Annotated in this window: 10 protein-coding genes; all 10 read left to right on the top strand. The window is 40.5% G+C overall.

Features of this window, described 5'->3' with window-relative positions:
* Nucleotides 1–112 precede the first annotated feature (112 nt).
* Nucleotides 113–1,486, top strand: coding sequence for a serine aminopeptidase domain-containing protein (locus F8C76_RS00655; protein ID WP_152130016.1), 1,374 nt, complete (start codon nt 113–115; stop codon nt 1,484–1,486).
* 121 nt (nt 1,487–1,607) lie between these two features.
* A complete protein-coding gene (locus tag F8C76_RS00660) occupies nt 1,608–3,239 on the top strand; it encodes a trypsin-like peptidase domain-containing protein (protein ID WP_152130017.1) in 1,632 nt (543 codons plus the stop codon).
* Between the two features lie 233 nt (nt 3,240–3,472).
* Nucleotides 3,473–5,206, top strand: a complete 1,734-nt coding sequence (locus tag F8C76_RS00665; RefSeq protein ID WP_152130018.1) for a PD40 domain-containing protein — start codon at nt 3,473–3,475, stop codon at nt 5,204–5,206.
* A 46-nt stretch (nt 5,207–5,252) separates the two neighbouring features.
* A complete protein-coding gene (locus F8C76_RS00670; RefSeq protein ID WP_152130019.1) occupies nt 5,253–6,539 on the top strand; it encodes a DUF885 domain-containing protein in 1,287 nt (428 codons plus the stop codon).
* Nucleotides 6,540–6,639: 100 nt separating this feature from the next.
* Nucleotides 6,640–6,825 carry a hypothetical protein gene (locus F8C76_RS00675; RefSeq protein ID WP_152130020.1) on the top strand — a complete coding sequence of 62 codons (186 nt, stop codon included), beginning with the start codon at nt 6,640–6,642 and terminating at the stop codon, nt 6,823–6,825.
* 783 nt (nt 6,826–7,608) lie between these two features.
* Nucleotides 7,609–11,736 (top strand): T9SS type B sorting domain-containing protein, encoded by a 4,128-nt coding sequence (locus tag F8C76_RS00680; RefSeq protein WP_170283920.1) that lies wholly within the window; start codon nt 7,609–7,611, stop codon nt 11,734–11,736.
* Between the two features lie 7 nt (nt 11,737–11,743).
* Nucleotides 11,744–12,646, top strand: a complete 903-nt coding sequence (locus F8C76_RS00685) for a PorP/SprF family type IX secretion system membrane protein (protein WP_152130022.1) — start codon at nt 11,744–11,746, stop codon at nt 12,644–12,646.
* A gap of 295 nt (nt 12,647–12,941) precedes the next feature.
* A complete protein-coding gene (locus F8C76_RS00690; RefSeq protein WP_170283921.1) occupies nt 12,942–14,798 on the top strand; it encodes a tetratricopeptide repeat-containing sensor histidine kinase in 1,857 nt (618 codons plus the stop codon).
* On the top strand, nt 14,791–15,435 hold the full coding sequence (locus F8C76_RS00695; protein ID WP_152130024.1) for a response regulator transcription factor: 645 nt from the start codon (nt 14,791–14,793) through the stop codon (nt 15,433–15,435). Before F8C76_RS00690 ends, F8C76_RS00695 begins: the two co-directional genes overlap by 8 nt.
* Before the next feature lie 117 nt (nt 15,436–15,552).
* A complete protein-coding gene (locus tag F8C76_RS00700; RefSeq protein ID WP_129654210.1) occupies nt 15,553–15,978 on the top strand; it encodes a hypothetical protein in 426 nt (141 codons plus the stop codon).
* The last annotated feature ends 197 nt before the right edge of the window (nt 15,979–16,175 follow it).

The following is a 16,175-nucleotide window of genomic DNA, read 5'->3' on the forward strand; positions in this document are numbered from 1 at the left end:
AAAGTCTCTTAAAAGTAGGTAAAGATTTTTGCAGCTGCAGCTATTCGGACGACTTGAAAAGCTAAAACCGGTACGTTTGCTTCCAAATTAAAAATGAATTAAAGCAGACTGTATGATACGTTTATCTTCCATTTGGGCTTTTCTTTTTGTATCAATTATAGGGTCATATTCCATCAATGCCCAGTCACTTAAGCGAAAAGGACTTTTAGGTGTCATGATGCAAACTTTGAACGACAGTATTGCGGCCCAACATAACCTTAAGGTCAGCTCCGGAATACATATTATCTCCGTAATGCCCAATTCCACTTTTTCAAATTTGGGTGTGGAACAGGGTAACGTGTTAACAAAACTAAATGACAGTTCGGTGAATGATGTTCAAGACGTTCTGGATATTACGGCACAATTATACGAAGGAGATCTGTTGGAAGTGGAATATTGGTCAGGCGGTAAAAGGATGAGCAATTCTACCCGTCTTCTAGGAAGACCAAAGGAAAACTTTGAAAACGGAAGTGTCTTTTACGATGAGGTGGTTTACGAAGGTAATACCCTAAGAAGCATTTTAGTGACACCTAAACACAAGTCGAAGCCACCAGTGATTTACTTTCTTCAGGGCTATACCTGTGGTTCGGTAGAAACCGTATCCAACGATGGCCCAATGAAAAAGTTGCTGCTCGATTGGGTAAATGCCGGCTTTGCCGTGTACAGGGTTGAAAAACCGGGTGTGGGCGACAGTAAAAGTGATAGGCCATGTTCTGAAATAGGCTTTGAGGAAGAATTGAAGGCATTTAAGGAAGGATATGCGGATTTATTGAAAAAAAACAATGTGGACACCAATAATATTTTCATGTTCGGACACTCCATGGGAGGAGTGATAGCTCCACTCTTGAACGAAGTAAAATCACCTAGAGGAATCATTACCTATGGCAGCGTTGGTAAAAACTGGTATGATTACATGATTGACCTCTATACCAAACAACCCAAGCATTTTGGGGTTTCCGAGGCACAAATTAGGGAAAACAACAAAATAAATCTAAAGTTCAATGACGATTTACTGATTCACAAATTATCAGGAAAGGAAATGGCGGAGAAAAGAGAATACGCTTCACAATTCAACCTGGACGACCTTAAAAGAGGCCAATATATTGGGCGTAATTTCAAATTTTGGCAAGGACTTGTTGATGTTGACATCACAAAGGCCTGGTCTATGGTAAAAACAAATGTCTTGGCCATGCACGGCGAATTTGACATTCAGGCAATAGATGAAGAAGGAGCACGCATAATAGCTGATTTAGTCAACAAAAATAGCGGTAAGGGAACTTTCTTATTGATAGAAAATGCAGATCATGGTTTTGTTAACTTCAATTCCATGGAACATAATGTCCAGACCCTTTCCGGTGGAAATATGCTATCATATGCTAGTGAAAACTATAATACCGAAATAGCTAAGAAAAGTATTGAATGGATGCGAAATAAGCTTAAATCCTAGACCAATGAGACTTAAGTTTTTGGTTTCTCTAGGCGTACTTTCTTTTTTGTGTACAAGTAAGTCACAGGAAATTGATTTGAATCTGAAGAAGGAGCAATGGAAAGAAGATTAACAGTATAACATGAACATAAAGAAGCTCTTTTCCACAATCCTGACACTCCTTTTTATAGGTATCTGTATGTGCAGTGCACAAACCGACTCTGTACTGGTTTGTGACGTCAAGTTCAAGAACCAAAAATTTAACAACCCACATGCAGGCAGTGGATTTCTGTTGGAATATGATGGCAAGGTGTATGCATGTACTGCCAAGCATGTGCTGTTTTTTGCAAAGACCGATAGCATGAAAACCATAAGTTTTGGCGGCAAGCTCAAATCTTGGGAGTTTGTTTCCAAAAAGAATGAAAAAAACAAAGTTCATGCAGGCAAATTAATCAATGAAAACCCAAATGAAGCCATAGAAATGCCTCCAAAGGGAGATTGGCTGGTTTTTGAAATTCAAGGAGATGTACCAAAAGACATTATTATCTATTCGCTGCGGGAGAAACCTTTGAATAAAGGAGAGAAAGTCAGCTTTTTAGGCTATCCCTATAACACCACAAAACCTGTAAATGTGGTTGGTTCATTGATAGACTTCACCAAAGAGGGCAATTTAAGCTTGGATGTTCCCAAAGGAAATTATGCCGGGTGTAGCGGTGGACCGGTCCTGGATACGAATGGCAAGTTGGTTGGATTGGTATCTATGGGGTATTTTGACCAAAAGGAAAACAAAATGGTTTTTGAACCCTCCTCTTCAGATAATTTTAAAGCTTTGATTCAAAGTAAAGAAAGGCGTACTACTGGATGTGCCAAAACTGAGTTTTATTCAAACCTGGCGGGAATTATCTCACCAAATATGGAATACTTGGGAAGGGGAAAGATATCGATGGAAGAAGCCATGGCATTAAAACATTATCGGTTTGCCTATAATGGGAAAGAAGAATTACTGAGCATCCAATATTTTGATAAAGATCAACCAGACAACGATAGCTATTATGGCACCCATGAGGTCAGGTACGTTCACCATGAGGACAGGCTCATTAGGTCTTACCATGATGTCCGGGGTGAAAAATCCGCTGCTTACAGACACTATTATTTGGGGGGTGATATACACAAAGAAGTTTTTCAGTTGGATAAAAACAATAACAAGACCTTTTTAGTCTTAAGGGATTCTTTGGGCAACCAGATTGAAAGCGGAATGGGTACTTACCTATTTGAATTTAAAAGAATTGATGACAGGACATTTGTTCAAAAGCAATTCAAGAAAAATGGAACGCCTAATGTGCTGACTACGTATTTCCCTTTCCACAATGCCAAAATTTCTATATCTGAAAATGGTTTTTTAAAGTCAATTGTAAATGTAGATGATAAAGGGAATCCTATTCTGAGCCTAGATGCCGGGTATGCATCAGTAGCTTTTGATTTTGATGAATACGGAAATGAACTCGGTTGGTCGTTTCATGATGTATCCGGCAATTTAGCAAATAGAAAGAATCATTTGAACATGGACTACCGTTTTGCAAAAGTGGCGTACACCTTCAATTGGAAAAATAAAAAACTGGGGTTATACAATGGTTTTAAAGAATCCTACTTTGATATGGAAAATAAACCTGTTGAAAACGACAAAGGGGTTAATTCAATTCACTATGAATATGACCAAAATGGAATTTTCTTGAACATGACCAAATATGATTTAAATGGTGAAAAAGTTGAATAATAGTGATTCAAAGATGAATCCAAAACATAAAGCACAGCGTCATTAAAAGAACAAAATGCTTTTTGAATCATCCTAAACCATATATTTTTTCAATCAATATTTAAATCGGAAAACCTGGATAAACACATTAGTTAAAACTAAAATGAGTGTTCTGACAGCAATTCTTTATCGCAAAACATTTATAGCAAGATGGGTGGGCCTTTTTAGATTGATTGTGATAAAAAAGTAAAAAAATGAAAATTCAATATTTGATAAATGTTTTTTTGCTGATGGTCGGTTGCACCAATACTGATGATGTCTTTCAGCAGTACGCAACCGTGACCAAACCTGTTAAGTTGGGATTGGGCCATTTGTCCGTTGACTCAGTTCAGTGGAACAACGTCTACGTGTCAAAAACCAGGGAACTGTATTTCACCAAAATGGAAAAATCAACATCTGCTATATATAGGATGAAATATCAAGATGGTATTTTCCATGAACTTGAAAAAATAGATTTTCCGGCTGAAGCTTCGCATTCAGATGCTTATGTGAATCCAGAGGGAAACCTTATGCTGTTTTCTTCATTAATGCAAGAGCAAGAAAACGATACGGTCAAAGATTGGAATATATGGAAATCCGTCAGAAAAAATGGCAAATGGCAACTACCAGAACCATTTTTTGTCCAAAATTTGGAAGGAGACCAATTCTATCCCTGGATGGCAGAAAGTAAGAACCTCTATTTCTCTATCAAACCGAAGGGTTTCAATAACAGTGATCTGTACATATCAGAATATGTGAACGGAACCTATAAGGAACCAAAGGCACTCCCATATTATATCAATTCCCTAAAATTGGAAGGAAATGCCTTTGTTGCCCCTGATGAAAGCTATTTGATCTTTGCCGGATTTGAACGGGACCAAAACTTGGGAAAATCGGATTTATACATCAGTTTTAACCAAAACGGTAGATGGTCTTTGCCCATCTGGTTGGGTGCAGATATCAATTCTGAAGGATATGACGGAAGTCCATTTGTGACACAAGATGAAAAATACCTGATTTTTACCAGTAGTAGGGGCAGCAGTGACGAGAATATATTTTTCAACCATTACATAGTCTCATTTGATCTCAATAAATTTTTGGAAAAAGAAAACTCCACCCCCCATTCTGGAACGGTTCCAGTCAGATTTCAGGTAGGTGCCGTTACCACGGAAAATGTGGAGTACGGTGGAAGTATTTCATCGAACAACGATGCAATCTATTATACAAAAGCCTCTTCCGATTTTAGGGAACGACAAATTACCGTAAGCAAAATTGAGGACGGTATATTTTTAAAACCTGAAAGTGTTGTAATAGGAGGGAAAGTGTATACCGATGCGAGTGATGCCCAGATTTCAGAAGACGGCGCATACCTCTATTTTAAAATGAAAGGTGGAGTACCAAAAGACCTACATAGAAAAGATGGGAACATTTGGCGAAGCAAACTAAGCAATGGAGCTTGGCAGGAAGCGGAGATGCTTCCCGAAGAAATCAATTCAACCTTAAATGAATATTATCCGTTGCGGACACGAAGTGGAAATATTTATTTCAGCCGGGAAGATAAGGATGAAAACTATGATATCTATGTTTCAAGATGGGTCGAAGGAAAATACCAGAAGGCAGAACCTCTCCCAGATTATATAAACACCGATCTATTGGAATCTGATGCTTATGTTTCACCAGATGAATCCTTCATGATCTTTGTTAGAATGTATGCGGAAGGAGACCTAGGGGTATCTGACCTTTACATTTCGTTTCAGGAAAATGGAATTTGGGGAAGGCCCAAAAACATGAGGTCGTTGAACAGCGAAGGAGTGGACGGGAGCCCATTTGTAACACCAGATGGTAAAAAGTTGTTTTTCACTTCCACAAGGGATTCCGATAACCCAGAAAATTTTGATGGCCATTTGGACATTTATGCCGTTCCATTTAATGCAGAGGATTGGAGGTAGTGAACAAAATGGATTAAGGCACATTTAACTTTAAAAATAACTGTACATGAACAAAAAATATAATCTTTTTTGGATTCTTTTTATACTTCCGATACTGACTTTTTCCCAAAAGCAGGATTTTGGAACAATAGAGAAAGAATTTTTGGATGCTTTTGAAGTATTGGACATACCTGATTTGCAGGTCAATTATGTAAACATGCTCCAAGATGTTTCCGAAGAGAAGGATTTGGCTAAACAAGAGACTTTTTTCAAAGGGATGCTTGAAAAAATAAATAACATTGATAGTTCCAAACTAACAGATCATCAATGGATCAATTATGAAATCATCAATTATGAAATCAATTTAAATCTCGAAAGAATCCATTTGGAACAAAATTGGGAAAAGGTTGATCTGGATGATACCAAAAGTATTTACACTGTCCCCAACGGAAAAAATTGGTATAGCTATCTCTTAAAACGTTGGGTGGATGCTGAGGTGAAACCGGGAGAACTATTCAGTTTTGGATTGGAAGAGATAGCAATGGTGAAGTCCAATATGAAACGGTTACAGAGCGCTTCAGGATTGTCCGAGGAGGAATTTCAAGAATATTTGGGGGACCAGGATTTTTATTTTGAAAACCCGGAAGACATTCAAAAAGCATTTGAAATAATCAAGGAAGAGGTTGGGGCACGCTCAAAGATTCTGTTTCCGTACATCTCAGAAATACCAGAAGTTGATATCGCTAGAAGCAGCAACCAAAATATGGTACAAGTTCCCGCTTATTACAGCAACAACACTTTTTTCTACAATGTTTTCGATAAACCGTTCAATAAAAGGCAATTGGGATGGTTTTATGCCCATGAGGCCATACCGGGGCACCATTATCAATCTATGGTCAACAACATAGTTGATAGAACCCGGATACAACAACTTTTTTGGTATCCCGGATATGTCGAAGGCTGGGGTGCATATGTGGAACATTTGGGTAATGAATTGGGAATTTTTAAAACCATATATGACGAGTACGGTAAATGGGAATGGGATCTGATCAGATCCGTTAGGGTTTGTCTTGATGTTGCGTTAAACTATTATGGTTGGTCCGATGACAAGGCCCTTGCATTTTGGAAAGAACACATTAAAGATCAAGATGATATTGGTGTTCGGGAAATTAACAGAATGAAACGTTGGCCAGCACAGGTAATTACCTATAAATACGGGTCAAAAGTATTTTTGGGACTTCTCCAAGATGCAAAGTCAAACTCTGACTTTGATTTTAATACCTTTCATCATGAGGTATTAGGGCATGGGGACCTACCCATCAGCATTATCAAAAAAATGATGAATAAAAAATAAAACTCTTATTTGAAAACTGGTTATTGCAAAGGCAACGTTTTATCCGTTTTTATGGTTATACCAATAAGTTAGAAACAATATGACGTGAAACTATTGGCACATGAAAAGGATACTTATCACCTTCATGGCATTTGGAATGCTTTCTTGCAATCCAAATAGGCAAATTAAAGAGAGAATAAAAACAGGAAACTTTATTGGAATAATTAAAAACGGCAATTTTTCCGATAATATTGGTTTTATAATAGAAAAAGACTCTGTCAGTTTCAAGGTTTTCCTTACGAGCTAACAGCAAAATACCATCGAATTCCGTTTCAAGATGTTGAATTGAAAGGAGATTCAATAAATTTTAAGTTGCAAAGTGATTTTTACGCATATTCTTTCAAAAACAAATGGCTAGATAATTACAGCAAACCTCAGGGTCTACTTATAGTTGATACCATAACGGTTCCGTATACATTAGAAAGGGAACTTTTTGATAATCGTAAGGCTCCAAAAAGTGAAGATGTTGGTTTTGTGTCCGGTGGATCAAGTCTTAATGTAACTATTTGGTATCCTGATAACAGTAAAGGGAACCCCTTATAATTGTGACTTCTTCTGGAAACTCAGACCGAAGTGCTTCAGGTGCGGAGGCCATATTATTTGCTCAAAGAGGGTTTACCATATTTCATTATGACAAAAGAGGAACTGGTAATTCCGATCTTGAATTTAAGAAGCCTATAAGGTGTCCTATTTTTGTCCAATGTCTACAAAAGTCACACTAACGATACGGGTTTAGTGATTTGTTTCTAATCTTCGTTAAGTTGAACCCCTTTTTCTATATATGTCAATAGTAAAGCATTAACAAAAAGTAGAACTTATAGCAGTATTTTAGTTGTAATATGGTCATAAACCTAACCTGTTCTTCTTTTTTTGAAATAACTATCGCTTAAGTACCCCTACGTAAATTATGTATATAGGTGCGTATTTTATTTGATTCTACATGGATATAACTTGCGGCGTGAAAGAATAAAGACTTTTTCACATGCCCAAATCAACGCTTCAATCACTACCGATTGTACTAGTCCTATTTATGTTATGTTCAGCAAGCCTGATCGGACAAACCGTAAATCGACCCCATACCTCTATAGGAGACTTGATCAATAGCGAATGGACTCCATTACCCTACGAAGGGGGAGGGCATTCACGTACCCGGGCCACCATGGACGGTTATTTGCCAACATTGGAAGACGGGGCGGTAGCTGTAGAGTTCATCCTTAAAGGAGGCGATGGCGGACGTGCCACTTGGCAAGGTTTGGTGGCGCAGAAAATAGGACAGGGCGGGGAAGGGGGCACCGTACGGTTTACCTTACCCATTACCAGTGAAAATGCAGGGGACCGGCTCCATTTTTTTATAGGATCTCGTGGAGAATCCGATGCTCATGATGTTGCCGCCAGCGGTGGCGGTGGCGGGGCTACGGCAATAACCCCATACAACCAAGCTACAAATCCCATAGCAATTGCTGCCGGTGGTGGTGGTGGAGCGGCAATCGAAGCCGTGGTTTCCCATGGGTATGGTGGTGGGATCGCCAGGGATGGAAAAGATTCTTGTGGAGAAAATGGGAGGGCAGTTATCCCCCCTACTGATTGGGGAACAGGTGGAGGTCCTACATCAGGTTACTATGGGGAGGAAGCAGGACAGAGATTCTTTGTATTTTCAGGTGGAGGAGGAAGACTAAAGGAAAGGCCAGTAAGTAGTGAATATGACATTTTTAAAGAAGATATTGTAGGGAAATCACCATATAGAGGAGGTGCAGGAGGATATCATCCACCTACGGAATTATATAGCGGAGATTGTTCGGGAGGGTTATTTGATCCTACATGTAAAAAAACAGTAATTAGGGATGTCAATCGAGGTGGTGCGGGCTGGGCCGGTGGCGGGGCCGGTTCGATATTTTATCCACGTAATGAATTTGCAGAATGTTCAAATCAGTTTCTGGGTAAAGGAGCGGCAGGCGGCGGAGGCGGCGGTTATTATGGTGGCGGTGGTGGCGATTTGGAGCGTGGTGGCGGCGGTGGAGAGTCATTTACTTTCACGGATGCCATTAATGTGGTAAGAACAGAAGGAGGAACGACTAGTAATCCTGTTACCGGTTATATCCGATACAGGGTCATTTACGATGAACAGCCTCCTGTGGCGGTTTGCAAGGATATTACAGTGTCTCTTGATCCTGAGAATCCTTTATTTGCAGATGGTTCTGTCACCATAACTGCGGCTGATATAGATGCAGGGTCCACGGATAATATTTCCATAGCTTCTATGTCCCTATCACAAACCACCTTTACCTGTGATGATGTTGGTACCGTCCCAGTTACCTTAACGGTTCTTGATGTAAGGGGCAATGAGGCTACCTGTACGGCCAATGTAACCGTAGTGGACAATACCCCTCCCTTTATGCTTTCGATGACCAATTTTATTGAAATGGGACATAATACTTCTGTGGAACTAACACCACAAGGCCCTTTCGATATTTCGGATAATTGTGGAAGCTATACCGCTGTAGCCAGCACGCGTACCGCAACCTGTGCCGATATTGGGACCAATGTATCGGTTCCCATTGAGGTAACCGACCAATATGGGAATACGGCTACCTATAATTACATTTATCAAATCAGCAAGGATACGCCTCCTATCGTGAACACGAAACCCGTTACCATTTATCTGGGTGCCAATGGGGGCGCAACCCTAACACCTGAAGATATAGACGATAACAGTATAGATGCCAATGGCTGTTACACCACATTTACCAGAACATTGAGCAAAACCAATTTTACCTGTGCCGATGCGGGAACGCATACGGTTACCTTAACGGTCAATGACGGTTATAATTCGGCTTCGGCCACAGCCACGGTTACTGTGGTAGATCCCTATGATCGCGGTTCAGGTGTCATTTATGTGGATGAACAGGCCGCGGGGGCAAACAATGGAACCTCGTGGAACGATGCATATACCGATTTACAGGATGCACTTGCCCTCTCTGCCAATTGTGGTTTAACCGAGATATGGGTGGCACAAGGAACTTACAAACCGGGAGCTTCCGAATATGATTCCTTTGTCATTCCAGAAGGGGTTACCCTTTTGGGAGGTTTTACCGGAAATGAAACTTCCTCAGATCAACGCGATTGGAATGTGGCTCCGACCATCTTAAGTGGGGATATCAATGGGAATGCAGTGGCAGATACCGGGGACAGCCATACCATTGTGACCGTGACAACTCCTAATGTGACCTTGGATGGATTTACCGTTGCGTATTCCTATGCGGACGATCCTTCGGACAATAGTGAAGTGGGTATTGGCCGAACTGGGGGAGGTCTTTATATAAATCAAAATGCCAACTTTTTACTGAAAAATAACATACTACATGATAATATAGCCTTCAGCAATGGTAGCAATGGTGTGGGGGGAGCGGTGATTAGTTTTACCGGGGACACCAAATTGATAAATTGCTTGCTCTATAATAATAATGCGACCACTGCCGGAGGTGCTGTATCCTGTGAATCCGGTGAAGTTGAAATTATAAATTCCACCTTGGACAATAACACTTCGACCATGGGGGGAGGTATCCATTTAAGCGATGGGGCTTTGTTGGTCGCGAACTCCATACTTTCCAATAATACCGGTGCCAATGGCCATATCAACATGGTTGGTGGCTTTGGACGGATGTATAATTCATTGATCTATAATGGAGATGTTTCGAGCGGTGTGACGCAGGTCCGTAATTTGACTTCAGCCCCTGAATTTGAAGATGCAGTCCAATATGATTTTAGGTTAAAAGCTAGTAGTCCTGGTGTAAATACGGGGAGAAATAATTTTGTGGTATCGTTAGGGGCACCGGAATCTGCAGTCGATTTGGCCGGAAATGAGCGTATTTATGATTATGCCAATGGCGGTACAGTGGATATGGGCGCCTATGAGTTACAAGACATGGCTCCCGTGGCCATTTGTCAGGATATCACAGCTACTCTCGATTCAAACGGTAGGGTAATTATAAGTCCAGCGGAAATCAATAATGGCTCTTATGATCAGGATAGTGAAATAACACTTGCCCTTGATGTTACTGAATTTGATTGTTCAAACTTAGGAATCAATCAAGTGGTATTGACCGTAACCGCCGATAATGGGGTCAGTTCGCATTGCATCGCCACGGTCACCGTGGTGGATACCATGGCTCCAATGCCCACCTCGGCAAGCCTTCCAGACATTGTCGCTGAATGTGGGGTGAGTGAACTGTCACCGCCTTCTGTAATGGATAATTGCAGCGCCACGGTCATTATTTCCCATGATGCTATATTGCCTATGACCCAACAGGGAACCAAGGTAGTGACCTGGACCTACGAAGATGAAAATGGCAATACAAGTTTTCAAACCCAAAATGTGATTATTGAGGACACCACCCCTCCAGAATTGATTTCAGAAATGGATTTGGACCTTACCGTGTATTGCAATCAAGTACCGGAAATACCCAATCCGATTTTTGAGGATAATTGTGATTTGGAAGTTCAGGTTGAGTATGGCCAAAACGAGACTGTTTCAGGTGAAGGATACCAGATAGAACGTTACTGGACAGCCACTGATTCCAAGGGCAATGAAACACACATTGAACAAAACATCACCGTACAGCCAACACAGATAAGTGTTGATGAAAACATTTCGGTCTGCAATACCCAAACCCGTTTGGATCTTTATGATAGTATAGAGGGTGAAGCAGGTAATGGAATCTGGGAATCCCAAAGTAATGAGGTTGGTTTAAACGGCTCGGTAATCGATCCATCGGTCATGGGTATGGGAACTTACATTTTCACGTACACGGAGCAAGCCGGAATGTGTGCCAATCAGGTTGTTGTTGAAATAAGCGTAAAAGATGATTGTGACATGGATGGGGAGTTACGAATAGAGGTCTCCAAGGTGCTTACCCCAAATGAAGATGGGCATAACGATTATTTTATTGTTGGAGGCTCCGATACCTATGGAGAAAAAATATCACTAGTGGTTTTTGATCGTTGGGGCCAGCAGGTCTACAAGTCAGAAGATTATAAAAACGATTGGAATGCAACACAGGGCAATAACCCATTGTCCTCGGGAACGTATTTTTATGTGATACAGGTTTTACATACCAAAATAGGACCCATCAAGGGCAGTATCTACATTGGAACAAAATAGGATTAGGATGAAGAAGTATGTCATTTGGATTATGGTAGGTGTTTTGTACCCAGGTATTGCTTTTGCGCAACAGGCCCCACAGTTTACACAGTACCTGTACAATCCAGTCAGTATTAACCCCGCATTTGCAGGAAGTACACAGAGCTTTTCGGCGATTTTGATGCATCGTTCCCAATGGACTGGTTTTGATGGAGCCCCATCTACCCAAATATTTTCGGTACATACGCCTTTACGGAATGAGAAGGTAGGGTTGGGCCTTTCCCTTGTAAGCGATGGTTTGGGCGAAGAGAAATTTGATTATTTCTATGGAGATTTCTCCTATACATTACAGGTAGGTGGGGCTACGCGTCTGGCCTTTGGGATAAAGGCAGGGTTTACCCATTATTCCTTGAACCCTGGACTTTTGAATAACCCCGATGTGCAAGTGGATCCCTTTTTCAATTCATATTCGGATAGTTGGTCCCCAAATATTGGGGTGGGAAGTTTTCTGTATGGAAAACAGTGGTACATGGCTTTATCGGTACCGCAACTGTTCAATGTTGATTATATAGCAAATACTGATTCATCCTATAGGATTGCGGAAAGCACCAATTTATATTTCACGGCCGGATATGGTTTGGCTCTTGCCCCATCCATTGAATTGCAGCCAACAACCATGTTTATAGTGACCAATAGCACCTTGGTTTCCATTGATGTGGGAACCAATGTTACGTTTTATGACCGATTCATGTTAGGAGCCAACTATCGTTTTAACAGTTATGATGCAGTAGGTGGTTTGGGAAGTCTTAGGATAGGGGAAAAGCTGAGGTTGGGGTATGCCTATGAAATTCCAGTATCAGGGATTCGGCCATATACAGGAGGTACACATGAGTTCTTTTTAAGATATGATTTTATTTCCAACATTTATTGAGACCAAGAGCGATTCATCATAGATATTGAAAATGTTGGGTATACTGGAATTGTAAAGCGAGATATTCGTATATCTCCCTAAAAAAACACCTAATAATGGTATTTTTATGGCTGTGAATAAATCTCCCATACCCATACTGATATTGTTTTTTTGTTTGGTTGTTGGAACAGGTCGTTCCCAAACCTTCAAGGATCATGGTGAGATAATCGGTAATTTGGATTCAATCCCAACATTTGAAGAAAAAGTAGCTTATTTAAACGGTTTGCTTAAGGAGGGGAGGTTAAATAACAATTGGGTGGATAACGATTTTCTTCAGTATCGGGATTCGTTATTGGTCCAAGAGCAATGGAAAAAAGCCCTGCTGTTCACCAATACCTTGGGCATGTATTACATCTACGAATCCATCAACCATAAAAAGGCTTATGGCATATTGAAGGAGTATCAGCCTTATCTCCATTACAATAGCGAAGAAAAGCAGATAGCTTTCTTTTACATCACCTATGCAGAGGCGGCGACCTTCATGCAGTTTTACAAAGAATCCTTGGAAATATTGGATAAGGGAATTGTTTTTATGGAAAAGCATAAGGATTCCTCGTTATATGAATTTGGTTATGCCTATTTAAAGGCTGGGGAGAATAGTGATAAGGTCAACCAAATCTCTAAAAGTGTCACTTATTTTGAAAAGGCCAAAAAGATATTTTCCCATCAAAGGGATACACTGATGTATTTATGGGCACAGAACGGTTTGGCACAACTTTATGGTAAAAATGGGTTATATGATAGAGCACAGGAGGCCCGCCAGGAGGTTTTTGAAAAGGGCATTGAGATAAAGGAGTATCAGGTGGTTACTATGGCGCGTTTGGCCGCCTGCAATGAGGCCGATCGCCAAAATAATCTTGCCGAAGAACTTCATCAAATCCGAATGGCACTTAAAGAGAAGGGCCATGAATCCGATGTACAGGGGATTGTGGATATTTTGACTCTTTCTTATGCAGTCTCCATTTATGCCAAAAACGGGATTAAGGATACATCGAACCTTTATAAAAAGGAATTGATGACCAAGATAGGGCCCCATATCAACAATCCTTTCTTGGGGACGTATTATCAGTTGGCTTTGAGTCAGAATGCGTTGGTCAATAACCAATTGGTTCAAGCGGAAAGGTATGCCCAAAAAGCCCTTGATGGGGTTAAAGGCTCTTTTGAGGCCGAAAATATTATGCGCTCAGAGTTTCTGTTGGCAAATATTTATGAACGGATGAACAATTTGGAGGAGTCAATCCAACATTATAAAAAATATACACAGATGAAAGATTCCGTCAATAATGTAACCTCTAGGCGAAAATTTGCCTTTATGCAGGCCGAACTTGAAACGGAAAAGAAGGATATGGAAATTGCAAAACAACGGCAGGACATTAAGATATTGGATGCCCAGAACAAGGAAAAGACCTATTGGTTGGTCTTTGGAGGTATACTACTTGTTGGTGGGTCTGGTTTTTTATGGTTGTACAGGAACAGGCGGTTTGCCGAAAAGGAGCAAGAACTTACCGAAAAATATTCCCAAGACCTGTTAAGGCAGCAAGAAAGGGAAAGGGAGTATATTGCCCGCGAATTGCACGATGGTGTTGGGCAGCAACTTACCATATTATCAAAAAAAGCTAGGGATGCCAACCAAACAGAATTGTTGCAACTTTCCCAAGATACCCTTGATGAAGTAAGACAGGTGGGAAAAGGTCTTCTTCCCCTTGCATTGGTCAGTTTGGGAATTACAGGTGCCATTCAACAGTTGATCTATACCTTTGATGAGAAATATGATATTATTTTCACCTTGGAAATGGATTCCATAGAGGGTTGCTTTTCCAAGGAGCAAAATGTAAACCTCTATCGTTTTGTACAAGAGGCAATGACCAATTTGGTAAAACATTCACAGGCTACCGAGGTGTTGATTGAGATTGTAAGGGAATCCAATAGTGTGAAATTGTTGATTGAGGACAATGGAATAGGTTTCAGCCATGAAGAAAAATACAAGGGCCAAGGTCTAGGACTCAAAACAATGGGGCAAAGAATCCGGATGATGGGTGGAAGGGTTCAAATCCGGACCGCCAACAACAGAGGAACATCCATTAACGCAAATATTCCTATTATCAATGCATAATTCCCATACTTTATTGATCGCCGATGATCATCCGTTGTTATTAAAGGGGCTGGTAGATGAGCTTGGATCCAAAGGATATAATGTGATTGCCCAGGCAACCAACGGCTTGGAGGCTTTGGAGGCACTGGCGGACCAGCAACCCGATATTGCCATTTTGGATATTCAAATGCCCATGCTCTCCGGGATAGAAGTTATCGCAAAGGCAAGGGAAGTAGGTTGTGAAACTCGTTTTATACTACTCACCTCGTACAAGGAGGAGGGGCTTGTGTATAGGGCCAAACAATTGGGAATCAGTGGCTATTTGATGAAGGAGGAACCTTTTTCGGAAATCCAGAAATGCATTCAAATGGTCAGTGTGGGAAGTACATATTTTAGCAAAAGCTTTGAACAAGTGGTTGAAACGACAATCAATCCGCAACTCCAAAAACTGAAACTGTTGTCCTCCTCAGAACGTACCATTCTTCGAATGATGGCCCAGTCCAAAACTTCCAAGGAAATTGCAGGGGAGTTGTTGATTTCTTTGCGGACTGTCCAGAAACATAGGAGTAATATGATCCAAAAGTTGGAATTAGGGAGTGATGGAGATCAGTGGACTTCATGGATCTCGAAGTACAAGGATTTGATATTATCCCTATAACCTGTATTTAATCTGTCACAGATACGTACCCCTACGTAAAAATTGTGGATGGGTACGTATTTTTATTGAGGTCTTGGCGATTTAACTTGTAGTTCCGAAAAAACAAAGGTTGAATCAATGCCCGAATCACAATTTCAAACCGTATGTATTACTTTTTGTTTACTTATCTCAAGTTTGTTTGGGCCAAGCCTACGCATGGCCGGTTTTCACGGGCACATTAAAATGCATGACAATATTGGAAGTTCTTTTTTGTCCAAGAAAAAGGAAGGTCTTACATATGCCTTAAAGGATGGCCTAATTGTGAAGCTTGCTCAATTACCACTGTTTTTTATTGGTCTTTCCTTTGGTAAGGAAAAAAATCCAAGAAAGGATTCAAACGGCAATGAACGGTTAATAGCATACTCAAATATAAATTATTTAAAAACTTTTAACCCTATTTCAATTTATGGTCGTCTTACTAATGTTATGAATGCAAACCAACATAATATTATGCTGAGATCATCAGGCATCGTAACTGTTTACTCATTGATTGAGTTGTTTTAGTTAGTTTGGAATAGGGCAGTCTTTGATTGCCCTTTTTTTGTGCCATGAATAGTTCTGGGCACTTGTGTATTGCAATCATCCACAAAGAGTTTTGAATTCAATGGATTCATGATTCTTGCGTATTCAAATGGAACGAACAAAACCAAGGGCCGCTACTGGAAAAATTACAATGTAAGGTCAAAATAACCTCTTAAAAC

This window comes from Flagellimonas olearia, assembly GCF_009184425.1.
In the GTDB taxonomy this organism is placed as follows: Bacteria; Bacteroidota; Bacteroidia; order Flavobacteriales; family Flavobacteriaceae; genus Flagellimonas; species Flagellimonas olearia.

Coding starts and splice junctions, on each gene's coding strand:
- F8C76_RS00670 (WP_152130019.1), top strand. CDS start 5,253: ATGAACAAAAAATATAATCTTTTTTGGATTCTTTTTATACTTCCGATA.
- F8C76_RS00695 (WP_152130024.1), top strand. CDS start 14,791: ATGCATAATTCCCATACTTTATTGATCGCCGATGATCATCCGTTGTTA.
- F8C76_RS00665 (WP_152130018.1), top strand. CDS start 3,473: ATGAAAATTCAATATTTGATAAATGTTTTTTTGCTGATGGTCGGTTGC.
- F8C76_RS00655 (WP_152130016.1), top strand. CDS start 113: ATGATACGTTTATCTTCCATTTGGGCTTTTCTTTTTGTATCAATTATA.
- F8C76_RS00700 (WP_129654210.1), top strand. CDS start 15,553: ATGCCCGAATCACAATTTCAAACCGTATGTATTACTTTTTGTTTACTT.
- F8C76_RS00680 (WP_170283920.1), top strand. CDS start 7,609: ATGTTATGTTCAGCAAGCCTGATCGGACAAACCGTAAATCGACCCCAT.
- F8C76_RS00660 (WP_152130017.1), top strand. CDS start 1,608: ATGAACATAAAGAAGCTCTTTTCCACAATCCTGACACTCCTTTTTATA.
- F8C76_RS00685 (WP_152130022.1), top strand. CDS start 11,744: ATGAAGAAGTATGTCATTTGGATTATGGTAGGTGTTTTGTACCCAGGT.
- F8C76_RS00675 (WP_152130020.1), top strand. CDS start 6,640: ATGAAAAGGATACTTATCACCTTCATGGCATTTGGAATGCTTTCTTGC.